Source organism: Paenibacillus sp. FSL R7-0026 (genome assembly GCF_038004485.1).
GTDB lineage: Bacteria > Bacillota > Bacilli > Paenibacillales > Paenibacillaceae > Paenibacillus > Paenibacillus xylanexedens_A.
This window is the reverse complement of the sequence record NZ_JBBORG010000001.1, coordinates 5,285,439-5,302,001: the sequence shown is the minus strand read 5'-3', so window position 1 is coordinate 5,302,001 and position 16,563 is coordinate 5,285,439. Positions and strand designations below refer to the sequence as shown.

Here is a 16,563-nt window from a genome sequence, read left to right as displayed (position 1 = left end):
ATGATTCGCATGTCTTTCGCCCAACAAGGGAACGAATAGGATATATTCCAACTTCATTATATATGTCGTTTTAATCTGAATCATACTTGTTTAACGTTTGGCAACAGCATTTCAGATGAAGAAGGCTCCACAGGTGTGGAGTTGTTTTCATTTAAAAGAGGTGGAAGATACTCAAGTGAAACTGAATGTTCAATGGATGCGATTATCGCCACCCCGTATTCTTGTGTTAGGGTTTGCTGGCATCATATTGGTAGGCACACTGTTGTTAATGCTTCCGGCATCCAACCGTAACGGTGACAGTCTTGCATTTATTGATGCGCTCTTTACAGCAACTTCGGCTGTTTGTGTCACTGGTTTGGTTGTGGTCGATACAGGGACTCATTTCTCGGTGCTGGGTCAGGTTGTGATTGCGATTCTGATTCAGATTGGCGGACTGGGCTTCATGACAATGTCCACATTGGTTGCCATTGCGTTCAAACGGCGGATTTCGCTTAGAGAGCGGTTGATTCTACAGGAAGCGATGAATCAGAGCACGATGGAGGGCATCGTCCGGCTAATACGTAAAGTTGTGATCTACTCACTCATTATCGAAGGCATATGTGGCACACTGTTTGCCATTCGCTGGTCGTTCGACATGCCAGTCGGACAGGCGATCTATTATGGCTATTGGCATGCGATCTCGATGTTCAACAATGCGGGCTTTGATATGTTTGGGGATTTCCGCAGTCTGACCGGTTATGTGTATGACCCGTTGGTTAATTTTACTGCAATGTTCCTGATTGTCTCTGGTGGTATCGGTTTTGTGGTGTTGTCAGATCTGGTGGATTACCGCAAAACGCGGAAGTTGTCTCTGCACTCCAAAGTTGTACTGTTAATGACTGGATTGTTAATTGTGTTTGGTGCACTTGTCATTTTCGTATTTGAATTCAGCAATCCACGGACACTGGGTGGCCTGAACTGGGGTGGCAAAATTCTCGGTTCATTCTTCCAGTCCGTTACGCCGCGAACAGCAGGAGCCAATACGGTAGATATTGCTGGACTCAGACAGGCAACACAGTTCTTTATGATCATTCTGATGTTTATTGGTGCTTCGCCAGGTTCTACCGGAGGCGGGATCAAAACAACGACATTTATGATTATGGCTGGCGCGGTCATCGCCATGATGCGAGGACGTGAAGATATCGTATTTTTCCGCTACCGGCTCGTACAGGAACGGATTTTCAAGGCGCTTACCATTACATTGCTGGCACTCTTGTTGATCATAGCTGTAACGATGGCACTGAGTACCACAGAAGACGCCAGTTTTATGATGATCTTATTTGAAACAACATCGGCCTTTGGTACTGTGGGATTATCGCTCGGACTGACGCTGAAGTTGACTACATTGGGCAAGCTCCTGCTCTGTTTTACGATGTTTGCAGGAAGGCTTGGACCGATCACATTAGCGTATGCACTTGGGCAGAAAAAGGGTAAAGAGTTATACAGGTATCCGGAAGGCAAAATGATTATTGGATAAGGGGTTCGTGAAGAACAATGAAAACACAGCAGTTTGCGGTGATTGGGCTTGGGCGGTTTGGCTCCAGTCTGGCACAGGAATTAATGGAACTCGGCTACGAGGTACTCGGGATTGATAAAAATGAAGAAGTCGTCGAAGACATGAGTGAATTGGTCACCCATGCCGTTGTAGCCGATGCCACAGATGAGGAAGTGCTGCGCTCCCTGGGTATTCGGAATTTTGACTGCTGCATCGTTGCCATCGGGGATGATATCCAGACGAGCATTCTCACTGCGATTCTGTTAAAAGAGCTGGGTGTCAAGACGGTCGTGGCCAAGGCCATATCCGTCCTTCACGGACGAGCATTGGATAAACTGGGGATCGATCGTGTCGTTTATCCTGAGCGGGATATGGGCATTCGGGTTGCCCACCAGCTGGTTACCCCAAACTTGCTGGATTACATTGAATTATCCAATGATTACAGTATTGTCGAGATGAAGGTTCCCGCCTGTCTGCACAACAAAACACTTTCAACCCTGAATGCACGCGTACGTTTTGGTTGCAGCATTGTAGCGTTACAGAAAGAAGCTGGTGTCATTATTGCTCCAACAGCACTGGACTCGCTTCAAATGGGGGATATCATGGTCATTATTGGTAATAATGCAGATATCGACCGATTTGAAGAAGAGGTTATCAGCCAAGAGAGCTGATAATTAAGATGAGTTATATATGGAAGCCAGGCGTTAGATCCTGGCTGATTCAGATCAAGGCAAAGGCGTCGTAGCCCTCCGTGAGGGCAATGGCGCCTTTGCTGTAAAGAGTGCAGCCGTCTCCTTGACCCATTGTCTGGAGGTCTCGCTGAGGTCTTCCTTTTCCCCATAGATCATGCAAGTTGTTCTGCGGGTCTGCTGTAATTGAGGCAAATGAACAGAAACAAGATCATTGTCCGCGAGTAATTGTGGACGAAGATATGACTTGGGCAATAGAGCAGCAGCTTTGGCGGAAGGCAGAAGTCGGATGATCGCTTCAAAGGAATCAATCTCCATGCGAATATCCGGCATCACGGCACAGCGCTGGAAGAGGTCGTCCGTTAATTTGCGGTACCAGGTGCCTTTGGAGAAGGTGATCATCGGCAGATCCTGCAAATGCTCCATCCCGGCTTCCTTACCGGACAAGGGGTGTGTAAGCGGCACAACCAGTTCCAGGTGATCGTCAAAGAGCGGCACACAGTTAAGCCCCACTTCGCTGATGGAGGAGGCGACAATGCCCACATCGGCTTTTTTGTCACGCACAAACGAGACAATTTCATGTGTTTTACCCGTCAACAGTTTCAGTTCGGCATTTGGATGCTTCTCCATAAAGGCATTCACGAGAGGTGGTAACGTGGTTTGAAGCGTCGTCAGACTGGCTCCGAGTGTAATGGTGCTCTGTTCTTCGTCTTTATACTGGGCCAGCATGGTGAGGAACTTCTGTTGCTGCTGCTTCTGTTCTACAGCGTAGGTATAGGTGAACTGGCCCACACTGGTTAACTCCAGCCGTTTGCCACGGCGGTGGAACAGGGCAACCCCGAGTTCATCCTCCAATTTGGCAATTTTGCGTGAGAGTGCGGGTTGGGACAAGTTCAGTAACTTGGATGCACGGTTCAGGCTGGACTGCTCCACGACCGCTGCAAATGCATTTAACTCCTCAAACATGAACAATAACCTCTTTTCCATGAATGTGATTCTTGCCCTTGCTCAATCGTTTTCCATGTTGTATAGCCTGTAAATCCAATGTTTCACTGCTTATACCTATAGGTTATAACATTTAATAATTATATTGCAATTCCCTTATAAGAAAAAAAGGAGTAACATGAATCGTGACACAAGTTGTTCACACCTGGGGAAAACGGAACAATTTGTCGAACCTTTTCAGGGAAAAGGATTCGTGTCATGATAAGTGAAATCATTTATGAAAACGTTGTATTTAGCGAAAGGGGATCGACATTTTATGAAAGGGTTTTACTCCAGAAAGCTGCACTCCTTGCTTGGCGTCATTCCGCTCAGTTTGTTTTTTGTTGAGCATTTGGTGACGAACTTCACGGCAGTTGAAGGCGGCAAAGAAGCTTTTTACGGTGCCGTTGCATTTCTGAACGGTTTGCCTCTTGTTATTGTGATTGAGGCATTACTTATCTGGCTGCCGTTGTTCTATCACGGTGTTTATGGTCTTTACATTGCCTATCAGGCCAAGCCTAACGTTGGGCGTTACGGTAATGAGCGCAACTGGCGCTACACGTTACAGAGGGTAAGCGGTATTATTACGTTTGTATTCGTCATCTGGCACGTATGGGAGACGCGAGTACAGATTGCGCTGGGTAATGTATCCCATGAAGAGATTGGCGGCGTTATACATGATGCGGTGACGAATCCGATAACCTTTGCGATATATATGATCAGTGTGGTTGCGGCGTCTTATCACTTTGCCAATGGTCTGTGGTCGTTCCTCGTTAGCTGGGGAATTACAGTTGGCCCGCGTGCGCAACGTGTATCCTCTTACGTATGTATGAGCTTGTTCGCTATTGTTTCCATCATGTTTATTGCTTCACTATTTGCTTTCCGGAGCATTGATTTCCAAACAGCTACTTCGATGATTGACGCAGTAAAAACAGTTCTAATTTAAGCATTTAGCGTATAAATGCTGACTTATAAGGGAGTGAACAGCAATGGCATCAACGAATGTAATTATTGTGGGCGGCGGTCTCGCGGGATTGATGGCGGCGATCAAATCGGCTGAAGCCGGAGTCCACGTTCATTTATTTTCACTGGTTCCTGTTAAACGATCCCACTCTGTATGCGCACAAGGCGGCATTAACGGAGCGGTAAATACCAAGGGTGAGGGTGACTCCCCATGGGTACACTTTGACGATACGGTATACGGCGGTGACTTCCTTGCGAACCAACCTCCTGTTAAAGCGATGTGTGAAGCAGCACCAGGCATCATTCACTTGATGGACCGTATGGGCGTAATGTTCAACCGGACACCGGAAGGTTTGCTTGATTTCCGTCGTTTCGGGGGAACGAAGCATCACCGTACGGCGTTTGCCGGAGCGACAACAGGACAACAATTGCTCTATGCATTAGACGAGCAGGTACGTCGCTGGGAAGCAGCTGGCCTGGTTACGAAATATGAGAACTGGGAGTTCCTACAGGCAGTTTTGGATGATGAAGGCGTATGTCGCGGGATCGTGGCTCAGGATCTGAAAACGATGAAGGTACAGACCTTCCCGGCAGAAGCGGTTATTCTGGCGAGTGGTGGTCCGGGGATCATCTTCGGTAAAACGACCAACTCTGTAATTAACACAGGTACAGCAGCAAGTGCGGTGTATCAGCAAGGTGTAAATTACGCAAACGGGGAGTTCATTCAGATTCACCCAACAGCCATTCCAGGGGATGACAAGCTGCGTCTCATGTCTGAATCCGCGCGTGGTGAAGGTGGACGGATCTGGACGTACAAAGACGGAAAACCTTGGTACTTCCTTGAAGAAAAATATCCATCCTACGGTAACCTGGTTCCACGTGATATCGCGACTCGTGAAATCTTCAGCGTCTGCGTAGATATGGGTCTGGGTGTGAACGGCGAGAACATGGTTTACCTCGACCTGTCTCATAAAGATCCGAAGGAACTGGATGTTAAACTCGGCGGAATCATTGAGATCTATGAGAAGTTCATGGGTGATGACCCGCGTAAAATCCCAATGAAAATCTTCCCGGCAGTCCATTATTCCATGGGCGGCATGTGGGTAGATTACAACCAAATGACTAACATTCCGGGGCTGTTCGCAGCTGGTGAATGTGAATATCAATACCATGGTGCGAACCGTCTAGGTGCAAACTCATTGGTATCCGCGATCTATGGTGGTATGGTGGCTGGACCAAAAGCGGCTGAATATATCAAAGGACTCAAAAAATCGTCCGCTGATATCCCATCTTCCGTATTTGAGAAACACACCAAACAACAAAGCGACAAATACGAAGGCATCTTGAAAATGCAGGGCACGGAAAATGCCTATGTCATTCATAAAGAGCTTGGCGAGTGGATGACAGCCAACATGACGGTTGTGCGTTACAACGACAAGCTTGAAGCCACGATTGGCAAGATCAAGGAATTGAAAGAGCGTTATGGCAAAATCAACATGTATGACAGCTCCGGTTGGAACAACCCGAGCGCAGCGTTCACTCGCCAACTGTGGAACATGATTGAATTGGCAGAAGCGATGACACTGGGCGCACTTCTGCGTAACGAAAGCCGCGGCGCGCATTACAAACCGGAATTCACGGAACGTAATGACGAAGAGTTCCTGAAAACGACTATCGCAAGCTGGTCGAAGGAAGGCCCGAAAATTTCGTACGAGCCAGTAGACGTATCCCTTATCCCACCACGTATCCGGGATTACTCCAAGGATTAAGAAGTACCACACTATTCATGCAATGAATAGTTATACACCTGAACGGAGAGGCAGGAGAACTTTGGAGAAGCAAAGATTCTTCAAAGTTACTGCCATCAACGTGTTGAAGTGAAGGTTCTCAGCAAAGGTACTCTGTGTGCACAAAGCAGCAGAGGATGCCAAAATACCTGTTCATAAGCAAGCAACGCATTGGCAAAGCTTGCATATTTAAAATTACCGCAATCCACAATGAATTGGCGTGCAGTTTCCAGCAAAGTGACCCAGTGCACAACGTAGCGGAGGAAGCGGAAATGCCCAGAAGAAGCAAAGCGCCTAGCGATGCTTTAGCACTTCAATACTGCCTCCAGCATGAATGGAGTGCAGTTTCCAGCAAAGTGACCCAGTGCACGACGTAGCGGAGGAAGTGGAATTGACCTGAAGAAGCGAAGCGTCCGCCTTTGATACCCCATTTTATTCAATAGAGATCCATTCAGTAAAATGGGGGAGCAACAGCGGTCGGAAGGTCATTCCACTGACGGAGCGCCACCCGTGCACCAAAAGAGTAACTTTGCGCATCAGCAACACCAATCATCGTCACCAGAGGAGGGGACAACGATATGGCGGAACAAGCTACAGCCAATAAAACCGTCAAGTTTATCATCACCCGTCAGGATAGCCCGGAGTCATCTTCGTACAACGAAGAATTTGAGCTTCCGTACCGTCCCAACATGAATGTGATCAGCGCCCTGATGGAGATTCAGCGGAACCCCGTCAATACAGATGGCAAATCCATTGCACCCGTATGCTGGGATTCCAACTGTCTCGAAGAAGTCTGCGGTGCCTGCTCCATGGTCATCAACGGCAAGCCACGTCAAGCATGTGCAGCTCTGATCGACAAGCTCGAACAGCCCGTTCGTATCGAACCCATGAAGACATTCCCGGTGGTTCGTGACTTAGTCATCGACCGTAGCCGGATGTTTAGCGCCCTGAAACGCGTAAAAGCATGGATTCCGATCGATGGTACCTATGACCTCGGTCCAGGTCCACGGATGCCTGAGAAGAAGCGTCAGTGGGCATATGAGCTGTCCAAATGCATGACATGTGGTGTATGTCTGGAGGCATGCCCGAACGTCAATGAGAAAACAGACTTTATCGGTCCAGCAGCACTGTCCCAAGTGCGCCTGTTCAACGCTCACCCAACAGGGGAGATGAACGCCGACGATCGTCTGGAAGCGTTGATGGAAGACGGAGGCATCGAGGGCTGTGGTAACTCACAGAACTGTGTGCAATCCTGTCCAAAAGGCATTCCACTGACAACCTCCATTGCCGAAATGAACAAACAAACGACCAAGCATATGTTCAAACGCTGGTTGGGTGTATAATCTCGTCATAACATGTGCAGAAGTGTAATCTGCAACTTAGAAGAAGTCGTGATCCCGTGCAGCAACATGCCGGAGATCCCGGCTTCTTTTTGTAATGAAGCAGAGGAACCGGGCTAACCATGCAGAATATGATATACTAAGGGGATGGATTAAGAGCGTAGAAGGAGGGGGAGATATGGCAGAGACACCGCGTCAGGGCAGCAACAACTCGCCGTCCCAGCGCTCGCACAAAGCATCAGGTGCAGAAGAGTCTGTGTTTCCTGGGGAAGAAAAGGATCATGATCCCTCTCGCCGAAGTTTCTTATTGCGCATGGTTTTGATGACGGCGGGTGCCAGTTTGCTTACAGGAGGTTATGCCTGGCTATGGGAACCGCGTCGTCTGGAGATCAAGCAAGTGGAGCTGAAACTTCCGAAGTTTCCAAAGGCATTTGACGGTTTGCGTGTAGTTCAGTTCAGCGATGCCCATCTTGGTTTTCATACCGGGGTGAAAGAGCTGAAGAAGCTGGCAGCAACGATTGAGGAGCAGCAACCGGACTTGATTTGTTTTACCGGAGACATAGTTGAGAGGGAAGCAGAGCCGATGCGAGAATGTATTCCTGTACTCGCCTCCATGCAAGCGAAGTATGGCAAATTTGCTGTTTTGGGGAATCATGATTATCGGGGCGGACAGCAGAATGAAGTGACAACCATGTTCCGTGAAGCTGGATTCACTTTGTTACAGAACGAACATGTGGTGATTGAACAAGGGGGCGAACGTCTGGCCATAGCTGGTCTGGATGACGCACTTACAGGCAGGCCTGATCCTGCCCAAGCCATTAAGGGATTGGATCACGATGTGTGGAAATTGTTACTTATGCATGAACCGGATTATGCCGACATTGCCACTCCCTATGGTTTCGGATTACAACTTTCCGGTCATAGCCATGGTGGACAGGTACGTTTTCCCTGGATTGGGGCACTGACAACTCCGCGAGGTTCACACAAGTATGTTCAAGGGTTGTATTACACGGATGTCCAGGGGGTATATTACACCACCCAGACACAGATGCCGGTGTATGTGAATCGTGGTTTTGGCATGACTCAACTGCCCATTCGTTTTCTGTGCAGACCAGAATTAACGGTTTTTGAGCTTAAAGGATCAACCACATAAAAGAATATAAGATGAATATAAAACATAAAGGATTCAACATGAATGGAGGTTATCCAGATGGAAAGAATTGCGATTGTATCCGACATTCATGGCAACATGACTGCCTGGGAAGCAGTGTTAAAAGATATCCGAAGTCGTGGCGTAGAGCGAATCTTTTGTCTTGGTGACCTCGTGGGCAAGGGGCCAGAACCGGTAAAGGTTGTGGATCAGGTGAGAGCGACGTGCGAACTTGTTATCCGTGGCAATTGGGATGAACTGGTTGCGGTTAACCAGGACAACGAGAACTTTACGTGGCAAGCAGAACGGTTGGGTGAGGAACGATTGGCGTACTTGGCGGGCCTACCCTTCAGTCATCAATTTCAACTGAGCGGTCGCACCATCCGTCTGGTCCATGCTTCACCCCAAAGTGTATACCATCGTGTACAGCCGTGGGACGCGATGGAAAAGAGGTTGGCAATGTTTGATCCTCCGGCTGATGAGCCTGAGCAAGGTGTTGCAGATGTTGTAGGTTATGGGGATGTGCATAACGCATACTTGCAGTATATGAACGGCAAGTTACTGTTTAATGCAGGCAGTGTTGGTAATCCACTCGATCTTCCCCAAGCTTCCTACTGTATTCTGGAGGGTGAAGACTGCAAAGATAACAACACCCCATTCAATGTTCAATTTGTGAGGGTGCCTTATGATATTGAGCGAGAAGTACAGGTTGCACAGTCGGCGAATGTTCCTGCATTGGATTTCTATATTCGTGAGATTCGTACGGGTATCTATCGCGGGCTGCAGGAGTAGTCAGCATCTGGGCCTTTTAGCGTGAGGAATTGAATGTTGCAATATATTAATACTAAAATGCGAATACTAAAGTTCGTGGATCAGTTCAAATGGTATTACGCCGGATCATCATCAGAGCATGCTTGTCTTACCGGACTAGAGCCCGTTTAGGCAAAAGGAGCGATTGTCATGCTTACCCGAAAAATGCTGGTTCAAGGTCTGCCGGCTTTGTGGACAGAGCGTCTTGTCCTGCGATCATTACGTCAAAGTGATTACAGCACATTATCGGAACTCTTTTCCGATCCTCAAGTCATAAGATATGTGAATAGGGGAAGCCAGCCCACGCCAATCCGGGCGAGACGGTTATTGAACCAGATACGGAGCAGCAGCGCCAAGCTGGATTCGTTACATTATGGGATCTGCTGGAGAGGCAAGGAACAAGTGATTGGGATCACCTCATTCCAGCACTGGAATGATCAGAATGGTACCGCACAGATTGGTTATATCCTGAACAGGTCCTGTTGGGGCAGGGGTGTGGCTACCGAGGCGGTACAACGGCTACTGCAGTTTGGATTTGACGATCTTCATCTGGGGAGGGTGGAAGCACGTTGTTATGAGGCCAATGTATCTTCACAACGGGTGCTAAGCAAAATAGGGATGTCCTATGAGCGGAGTCTTCCCTCGTTTGTACTGCATGATGAGGATGACGAGGGATCAGCATCCCTGATGGATGTTAAAGTGTACAGTATGTACCGGGAACAATACGTCAGACCGCTTCAGGAAAAAGACCTGCAAACCCTGGTATCTGACAAGCCGCAATGACATAGAGTAAGAGTAGTCAAACGTGAATGAATCGAACTTCAATCATTTGTTACACAATTGAAATATAGCTGCAATTGAACTCTAACAGACAGGGGGTAAACTTATCTCATGACCCCCTTTTTGATAATAGATAATGCTGTTGGGACCCGCGCGAGCGGGTTCATTTTTTTTGTCCATATAAGTTAACTGTGGGGGATTTACACTGGCCACTCCAATGACAGAATAACCTTCTGATCGCTGTTATCCCCAGATTTTTTGATTCCCTTTTGAAAAGGGAAAATCCGTTGATAGCGTATGCTTCCGATGCAGCTTTCTTTCAGAAAGCTTTTAGGCGACCGCTTCGCTTCTTCAAGTTATTTCTGTCCTCTCTGTTATCGTGTAAATATGTAGTTTAACTTTATATAATATTTTTTTATTTAGAATTAAACCCAAAACCCCCACTGCGCTTGTTAACGCTGTGGGGGTTTCTCTGTGGTTCTATATTTTTTACAGTGATACAATCTGCATCTGTTTCTGCTTGAAGTACACCCAGTCGGTGAATCCGATCTCCTTCAGGCGTGTACGAACGTCATCCAGCTCGTCTGCAACCCGCTGTGGTTTATGAGCGTCCGATCCAAATGTTACCTTCACCCCATAATGATGAGCGCGTTCCAGAATGGCATCCGAGGGATACCAGCCACCGCTAAGTTTGGTTTTGCCAGATGTGTTAATTTCAATCGCTACGTTGGATTCTGCAATGACCTGCAACGTTTCATCAATGGCCTGATCAGCGATAATTTCGGAGAAAGGTGGATAGTTTCCTTTCATCGCATCAATGTGTCCAAGAATCTGGAACATACCGCTGCGAGCCGATTCCCGGATTAATGAATAATAGCTCTCTTTCACTTCAACTTTGCGAGCATTACTTAGGCCATTCCACCGGGTTTTGTTGAAGATACTCACATCCTCTGTATGATGAACTGAACCAATAATATAGTCAAAAGGATACTGTCCCAATGTGGTACGGTACAATTCTGCATAAGCAGGGAAGTAGTCGGATTCAATGCCGAGCAGCACATCGATTTTACCAGCGTACTCTTCTTTCAGAGCAAGGACTTCTTCCACATAATGCTGCAATTCAGACTTGCCCATTGCGATCCGGGGAAATGCCTGCTCAAGCTCACTGCCAAAGTATGGCGTATGATCCGAGATACCGATGGCCTGAAGTCCTGCCTTAATACCTGCCTCTATATAATCGCGGATGTTGCCGTCTGCGTGACCACAACGAAAATGATGTGTATGAAGATCAAATTTCATATGGAATCCTTCCTTTCTCATGGCTCATTGTCATTCTGAACTGATGAATTGGGTTTCCGGCATACCTTTGAGATCACTTATGAATTGCTGCATCGCTGAGTTAAGGTATCGACTGGACTTATAGATGACACCGACAGGGTGACTGACCTCCAGCTCACTTAAGGGTATCATTCGCAATGTACCTTGACGCAACTCATGCGCAACAGATTGTTTGGAGATGACAGCTGCCCCGAGATCAATCTCGACCATCCGTTTCACTTCTTCGCTGCTCGACAACTCCATTACAATATTAGGTTCAATATTATGTTTCTTGAAGATCGTTTCCGTAAACCTTCGTCCTACGGTATCAGGGGACAGCAGAATCAATGGTGTACTCCGGAGTACATCGACTGCAGCATGTTTTTTCTTCGCCAGCGGATGGGAAGGAGATACCACGAGTTCAAATGTGTCATAGTACAGCACAGATGTATTCAGGTTGGGATTACGCTCCGTGAGATAACCGATACCAATATCAACCAGACCATTTTCGACCTGGGTATAGATCTGTGATGAGGGAAGGGATTGGATACTGGTTTTGATCAACGGGAATTGATCTTGGAAATAGGATAACACCCTTGGCAAGATCTGAATAGCAATGGAAGTTGTTGTGCCTAATACGATACGTCCCTGAGGCGTTTCATCGAGATCGGACAATTTTTGTTTTAACTCATCAACGATGTCGAGCATCCGTTCAGCGTGCTCCAGGAATACCTGTCCACGGTCTGTCAGGGTAACGGGTTGGTTCCGATCCACAAGAACGGTGCTGAATTCGTCCTCCAGACTTTTGATCTGGGCCGAGACGGCAGGCTGGGTAAGGTTCAGAAGTTCTCCCGCCTTGCGGAAGCTCATCGTTTTGGAAATGGTAATTAGTGTCTCCAGTTGGCTTATGTTCATAGGTGACCTCCTTGCAGGCAAAATTTCTTGATTATGTAGTGTTTGGTTCGATGTAATCCCGTAACTAGTTATTGTTCCGTTATCTTAAATTATAGGTGATTCAGGACAGCAGAGCAATGAAGGTAATTATCAGGATCAAAAGTAGTTCAAGAGACTGTGAAAAAAACGCGAATACAAGAATTTGATTTTTTTTACAGTTGTGAGAAGCAGTAATAAAGTCCTAAATGCCTTTTGCCACGCACAATGAACGAAAAGCTTTCTTCAAAAGAAGTGAAAAGCGCTGTTTATTCGCTAGAATCAGCTATAAACATTTGCCCCACGGATGACGATAAATTATAGTACACATGGTTTAACGAATTCTTAATGAATTCTTGTACGTGATAAAGTATAATAAATTTAATGAATATGGGACTTTTGGTGTGTGACCAATAACCCAGTGCGAGGGGGACATAGACAGTGAAAGCGGAAGTGATTAATCCTTTCCTGGAATCGGCACGGAACGTATTCGAACAGCTCATCCAGGTTTCGCCTTCCACCGGGAGTCTTGGCGTGAAAAATGTAGAGTACATTGCAGACCATGTCTGGATCGTGATCGGAATGACCGGACAACTTAGCGGAAACATTGTATTTGGAATTAATGAACAAGTTGCATTGAAAATTGTATCTGCGATGATGGGCGGATTCGTTATCACAGAAATGGATGAAATGAGCAAAAGTGCGATTTCGGAACTCGGTAATATGATCAGTGGTAATGCCAGTACGATTCTGTCGAACCAAGGTGTTGTGGTCGATATTACACCTCCACAAGTGATGAAATCCGAACATCTGACTACATTTAGTGCAACGAAAGCACTGAGCATTCCTTTGCTGATGGACGGCATTGGTGAGATGGATATTCAGGTCATGATCTCGTAGAATAGAACCATACGCCTCAAAAGGCAATATGTGTTCAATACGGGAGGACATTACGGATGCTGAAAGATCAGGTAGTGTTTATCACAGGTGCATCGAGTGGTATCGGTGCGCTGTGTGCGCAGATGCTGATAGAAGAAGGAGCCATCCCAATTCTGGCTGCCCGTTCACGGGACAAGCTGGAGGAGATTGGTGCCTCGCTGAAAGGGCCGCATGAATTACTCACACTTGATGTTACGGATAGTGAGCAAGTTCAGGCAGCTGTGGATGCGATATTGCATAAATACGGACGAATCGACATTTTGCTGAACAATGCAGGTTACGGGAAATTCGCAGCGATGACAGAGATGTCTGTACAGGAATTCGATGAGATGATGGACGTTAATTACATGGGCATTGTCCGCTGCACCAAAGCAGTGCTTCCACAGATGCTGGAACGTGGCAAAGGTCAGATTGTGAACGTGGCCTCCATGGCTGGCAAAATCGGTACAGCCAAGTCCGCTTCCTATACAGCTACGAAACATGCTGTACTCGGATTTAGTAATGCGCTGCGTCAAGAGCTTCGCAAGACTGGCGTCCTGGTGACAACGATTAATCCGGGTCCGATTGATACACCATTTTTCCATCGGGCTGACCCTTCTGGCAATTATGTGAATAATGTACGCTGGATGATGTTGAAACCGGAAGACGTTGCGGGTCATATGATTCGGGCGATGAAAAAGCGCAAGGAAGAAGTAAATCTGCCAAGACTTGCTTCTGCTGGCATATGGTTGTACCAGCTATTTCCTCGTCTTGCAGATCGATTGTCGCACGGTGTAATGAATCAGAAGTAAATGTGATACGAGGCATCATATACGGAATGAAAGAAAGGCTCCGCCGAGGGGCTTTTCTTTTTTTTGGCGTGTATACATACAATTCTGGAATAAGATTTGGTACACGGGCTTTTTTCGCATATAATGAAAGGTAATGTGATGACAGGCTTCGGTTTTATACAAGCAACTTATATGTTCAACTAAATTTTTACACAATAACGGAGAGGACTGAAATAACCTGAAGAAGCGAAGCGTGCACCTTTATCCCCGGATTTTTCCTTTTGGAAAAAAGGAATCAAAAAAATCTGGGGATAACAGTGATCGGAAGGTTGTTCTGTCGTCGTAGTGTCAGTGTAAATATTCATTAGTTGAACTTATATAACATCAAAATGAATAAATTAAAAGGATGGACATACATGACGAATCAAACATTTGCTTCAATTGGCGTGGAACAGGATCTGGAGGCCGTTTTGGCGAAACATGGCATTAACGAACCTTCACCTGTACAGGCTCAGACGATCCCGGTTATTTTGGAAGGCCGAGATGTCGTATCCAAATCCCAGACGGGAACAGGAAAAACGCTGGCATATCTGCTGCCACTGTTACAATCCATCAAAATGGATATCAAAGGTACGCAGAAACTTATTATTGCACCTACGCAAGAGCTGGCGATGCAAATTGTGCGAGAAGCACAGCGTTATGCGGAAGAACGCAAGATCGGCGTATTGGGTCTGATTGGTGGCGCAGCAGCTAAACGTCAGATCGAGAAGCTGCGTGAGCATCCGCAATTAGTTGTGGGTACACCGGGACGACTGAAAGAATTGATTACACTCAAAAAACTGAAAATGCACAACGTTTCCACCATTGTTATCGATGAAGCGGACCAAGTGTTTCAACTTGGCGGCGTAAGTGACGTGAACTTTGTACTTAAGAGCGCATTGCGGGACCGTCAGCTGATCTTCCTGTCAGCAACCATTGATGAGCATACGGCTGGACTTGCAAAGCGTGAGATGAAAGAGCCTGTGCAGATCGGAATTGAACCGGATCGAGCTACGGCTGCGGGCCTGGAGCATTATTATTTTGTAGAAGAAAACCGTAACAAAATTGACATGCTGCGTCGTCTGGTTAGACAGTACAATCCGGATCGGGCAATCGTATTTGTGAATGCAACCGAAGATATTGGTGAAGTTGAAGCAAAAATGAATCATCTGGGCTTGTCCGCTGCTGCGCTGTATGGAGATGCTGACAAAGTGACCCGCAGTAACGTATTGTCTGCCTTCCGTAATGGCAAACTTCAGTTGCTGATTGCCAGCGAAGTGGCTGCCAGAGGACTGGATATCGAAGGCTTGCCAATGGTCATTAACTATGATCCTGCCTTTGACTCGGAGCACTATGTTCACCGTGCAGGTCGTACAGGCCGTATGGGACGTTCGGGTATCGTTTTGTCCATTGTGGATGAAACACAGATCTTTATTATGCGTAAATTCGCACGCGAACTCGGAATCGAACTGTCAGAACGTGTACTCTTTGGCGGTAAAGTACTGGAGGCTGACCCGCGTCCGGACACGCGGCCTGAGGGACATTCGTTCTCCAGAAAACCAGGACAATCCAGAGATCGCAAACCAGGTCAGGGCAATCGTAATGGGGGAACCCGAGCTACAATCTCCAATTCGCGTCCAGCAGGTAGCAAACCAGCGGGGAATGCAGGCCGCACGGAGCGCGACCAGGATCGTAAAAACAAAGGAGCACCCAAGTGGAGTAAAGACAAAACGCCACGCTCCGAAGAATAGAATCTGACGAAAGGGGTGCAGGGATAGATGGAAAACGTTCAATCGCCTGTTCTGCAAATCAGCGGGTTAAGCGGAGGTTATAGTGCCAAAAGGCCAGTCCTTCACGGCATCGATCTGGAAGTTGGACGTGGAGAGATGGTCGGACTAATCGGCTTAAACGGTGCTGGCAAAAGTACAACCATGAAACATATCCTCGGCTTGATGACACCTCAACAGGGCGAAGTACGAGTGATGGGCAAGAAGCGGGAAGAGGATGCGCAGATCTACCAATCGGCTATGGCCTTTGTACCGGAATCACCCGAACTGTATGATGAGATGACGGTGATGGAGCATCTGGAGTTTACGGCAAGAGCGTACAATGTGTCGGAGGCTGATTTCAAACAACGTACGGAGAAACTGCTTGAACTGTTCCGTATGAATGAGAAAAGCACAAGTTTGTCGACTCACCTGTCTAAGGGGATGCGGCAAAAGGTTATGATAATGTGTGCTTTTGTGGCAGGACCACCACTGTACATCATTGATGAGCCTTTCCTGGGGCTGGACCCGCTGGGTATCCGCTCCTTGCTTGATTTTATGCTGGAGATGAAAGCTTCGGGATCATCCATTTTACTCAGTTCACACATTCTGTCCACGATTGAAAATTACTGTGACCGTTTTATCGTTCTGCACCGTGGGCAAGTCATTGCTCAAGGGACGCTGAATGAATTGCGCTCTCAATTCGGGGAATCGGATGCCACGCTGGAGCACATGTTCTATTCTCTCGTACAAGGCAGGGATTGA

At 47.1% G+C, this 16,563-nt stretch carries 15 protein-coding genes; 12 read left to right on the top strand and 3 right to left on the bottom strand.

Annotated features, from left to right (window positions below; all coding sequences use genetic code 11):
* The first annotated feature begins 196 nt into the window (after positions 1 to 196).
* The gene (locus MKY44_RS23205; RefSeq protein ID WP_445670697.1) at positions 197 to 1,516 is read left to right on the top strand and encodes a TrkH family potassium uptake protein; all 1,320 of its coding nucleotides are present in this window, start codon (positions 197 to 199) and stop codon (positions 1,514 to 1,516) included.
* A 17-nt stretch (positions 1,517 to 1,533) separates the two neighbouring features.
* On the top strand, positions 1,534 to 2,205 hold the full coding sequence (locus MKY44_RS23200; protein ID WP_074096339.1) for a potassium channel family protein: 672 nt from the start codon (positions 1,534 to 1,536) through the stop codon (positions 2,203 to 2,205).
* A 54-nt stretch (positions 2,206 to 2,259) separates the two neighbouring features.
* Here MKY44_RS23200 and MKY44_RS23195 read toward each other — a convergent pair whose 3' ends face one another.
* Positions 2,260 to 3,189, bottom strand: coding sequence for a LysR family transcriptional regulator (locus MKY44_RS23195; protein WP_036673385.1), 930 nt, complete (start codon positions 3,187 to 3,189; stop codon positions 2,260 to 2,262).
* Between the two features lie 295 nt (positions 3,190 to 3,484).
* Here MKY44_RS23195 and MKY44_RS23190 point away from each other — a divergent pair, with 295 nt between their 5' ends.
* The 6 genes from MKY44_RS23190 (at position 3,485) to MKY44_RS23165 (ending at position 10,040) form a co-directional block, all read left to right on the top strand.
* The gene (locus MKY44_RS23190; protein ID WP_036605792.1) at positions 3,485 to 4,153 is read left to right on the top strand and encodes a succinate dehydrogenase cytochrome b558 subunit; all 669 of its coding nucleotides are present in this window, start codon (positions 3,485 to 3,487) and stop codon (positions 4,151 to 4,153) included.
* Positions 4,154 to 4,196: 43 nt separating this feature from the next.
* Entirely contained in the window at positions 4,197 to 5,939 is a 1,743-nt protein-coding gene (gene sdhA, locus MKY44_RS23185) for a succinate dehydrogenase flavoprotein subunit (RefSeq protein WP_036673387.1), read from the top strand.
* A 596-nt stretch (positions 5,940 to 6,535) separates the two neighbouring features.
* On the top strand, positions 6,536 to 7,300 hold the full coding sequence (gene sdhB / locus MKY44_RS23180) for a succinate dehydrogenase iron-sulfur subunit (protein WP_036605794.1): 765 nt from the start codon (positions 6,536 to 6,538) through the stop codon (positions 7,298 to 7,300).
* Between the two features lie 175 nt (positions 7,301 to 7,475).
* A complete protein-coding gene (locus MKY44_RS23175; RefSeq protein ID WP_341008786.1) occupies positions 7,476 to 8,450 on the top strand; it encodes a metallophosphoesterase in 975 nt (324 codons plus the stop codon).
* A gap of 57 nt (positions 8,451 to 8,507) precedes the next feature.
* Complete coding sequence (locus tag MKY44_RS23170) at positions 8,508 to 9,239, top strand: metallophosphoesterase family protein (RefSeq protein WP_341008785.1); 732 nt, start codon at positions 8,508 to 8,510, stop codon at positions 9,237 to 9,239.
* 168 nt (positions 9,240 to 9,407) lie between these two features.
* Positions 9,408 to 10,040, top strand: coding sequence for a GNAT family N-acetyltransferase (locus MKY44_RS23165; protein WP_341008784.1), 633 nt, complete (start codon positions 9,408 to 9,410; stop codon positions 10,038 to 10,040).
* A 486-nt stretch (positions 10,041 to 10,526) separates the two neighbouring features.
* On the opposite strand, the gene MKY44_RS23160 is transcribed toward MKY44_RS23165, so the two are convergent.
* Both MKY44_RS23160 and MKY44_RS23155 read right to left on the bottom strand, forming a co-directional pair.
* Positions 10,527 to 11,336 (bottom strand): histidinol-phosphatase, encoded by an 810-nt coding sequence (locus tag MKY44_RS23160; protein WP_341008782.1) that lies wholly within the window; start codon positions 11,334 to 11,336, stop codon positions 10,527 to 10,529.
* Between the two features lie 30 nt (positions 11,337 to 11,366).
* Positions 11,367 to 12,269, bottom strand: a complete 903-nt coding sequence (locus tag MKY44_RS23155; RefSeq protein WP_036605798.1) for a LysR family transcriptional regulator — start codon at positions 12,267 to 12,269, stop codon at positions 11,367 to 11,369.
* A 456-nt stretch (positions 12,270 to 12,725) separates the two neighbouring features.
* Here MKY44_RS23155 and MKY44_RS23150 point away from each other — a divergent pair, with 456 nt between their 5' ends.
* The 4 genes from MKY44_RS23150 (at position 12,726) to MKY44_RS23135 (ending at position 16,563) form a co-directional block, all read left to right on the top strand.
* Positions 12,726 to 13,184, top strand: a complete 459-nt coding sequence (locus MKY44_RS23150; protein WP_036605799.1) for a chemotaxis protein CheX — start codon at positions 12,726 to 12,728, stop codon at positions 13,182 to 13,184.
* A 56-nt stretch (positions 13,185 to 13,240) separates the two neighbouring features.
* A complete protein-coding gene (locus MKY44_RS23145) occupies positions 13,241 to 14,014 on the top strand; it encodes an SDR family NAD(P)-dependent oxidoreductase (RefSeq protein WP_036605800.1) in 774 nt (257 codons plus the stop codon).
* 395 nt (positions 14,015 to 14,409) lie between these two features.
* Positions 14,410 to 15,783 carry a DEAD/DEAH box helicase gene (locus tag MKY44_RS23140; RefSeq protein WP_340906994.1) on the top strand — a complete coding sequence of 458 codons (1,374 nt, stop codon included), beginning with the start codon at positions 14,410 to 14,412 and terminating at the stop codon, positions 15,781 to 15,783.
* 27 nt (positions 15,784 to 15,810) lie between these two features.
* The gene (locus MKY44_RS23135) at positions 15,811 to 16,563 is read left to right on the top strand and encodes an ABC transporter ATP-binding protein (RefSeq protein ID WP_340906993.1); all 753 of its coding nucleotides are present in this window, start codon (positions 15,811 to 15,813) and stop codon (positions 16,561 to 16,563) included.

Bases quoted from the DNA above. Each gene is read 5' to 3' on its own strand.
- MKY44_RS23205 (WP_445670697.1), top strand. From the start codon at position 197: ATGCGATTATCGCCACCCCGTATTCTTGTGTTAGGGTTTGCTGGCATC.
- MKY44_RS23200 (WP_074096339.1), top strand. From the start codon at position 1,534: ATGAAAACACAGCAGTTTGCGGTGATTGGGCTTGGGCGGTTTGGCTCC.
- MKY44_RS23195 (WP_036673385.1), bottom strand. From the start codon at position 3,189: ATGTTTGAGGAGTTAAATGCATTTGCAGCGGTCGTGGAGCAGTCCAGC.
- MKY44_RS23190 (WP_036605792.1), top strand. From the start codon at position 3,485: ATGAAAGGGTTTTACTCCAGAAAGCTGCACTCCTTGCTTGGCGTCATT.
- sdhA (WP_036673387.1), top strand. From the start codon at position 4,197: ATGGCATCAACGAATGTAATTATTGTGGGCGGCGGTCTCGCGGGATTG.
- sdhB (WP_036605794.1), top strand. From the start codon at position 6,536: ATGGCGGAACAAGCTACAGCCAATAAAACCGTCAAGTTTATCATCACC.
- MKY44_RS23175 (WP_341008786.1), top strand. From the start codon at position 7,476: ATGGCAGAGACACCGCGTCAGGGCAGCAACAACTCGCCGTCCCAGCGC.
- MKY44_RS23170 (WP_341008785.1), top strand. From the start codon at position 8,508: ATGGAAAGAATTGCGATTGTATCCGACATTCATGGCAACATGACTGCC.
- MKY44_RS23165 (WP_341008784.1), top strand. From the start codon at position 9,408: ATGCTTACCCGAAAAATGCTGGTTCAAGGTCTGCCGGCTTTGTGGACA.
- MKY44_RS23160 (WP_341008782.1), bottom strand. From the start codon at position 11,336: ATGAAATTTGATCTTCATACACATCATTTTCGTTGTGGTCACGCAGAC.
- MKY44_RS23155 (WP_036605798.1), bottom strand. From the start codon at position 12,269: ATGAACATAAGCCAACTGGAGACACTAATTACCATTTCCAAAACGATG.
- MKY44_RS23145 (WP_036605800.1), top strand. From the start codon at position 13,241: ATGCTGAAAGATCAGGTAGTGTTTATCACAGGTGCATCGAGTGGTATC.
- MKY44_RS23140 (WP_340906994.1), top strand. From the start codon at position 14,410: ATGACGAATCAAACATTTGCTTCAATTGGCGTGGAACAGGATCTGGAG.
- MKY44_RS23135 (WP_340906993.1), top strand. From the start codon at position 15,811: ATGGAAAACGTTCAATCGCCTGTTCTGCAAATCAGCGGGTTAAGCGGA.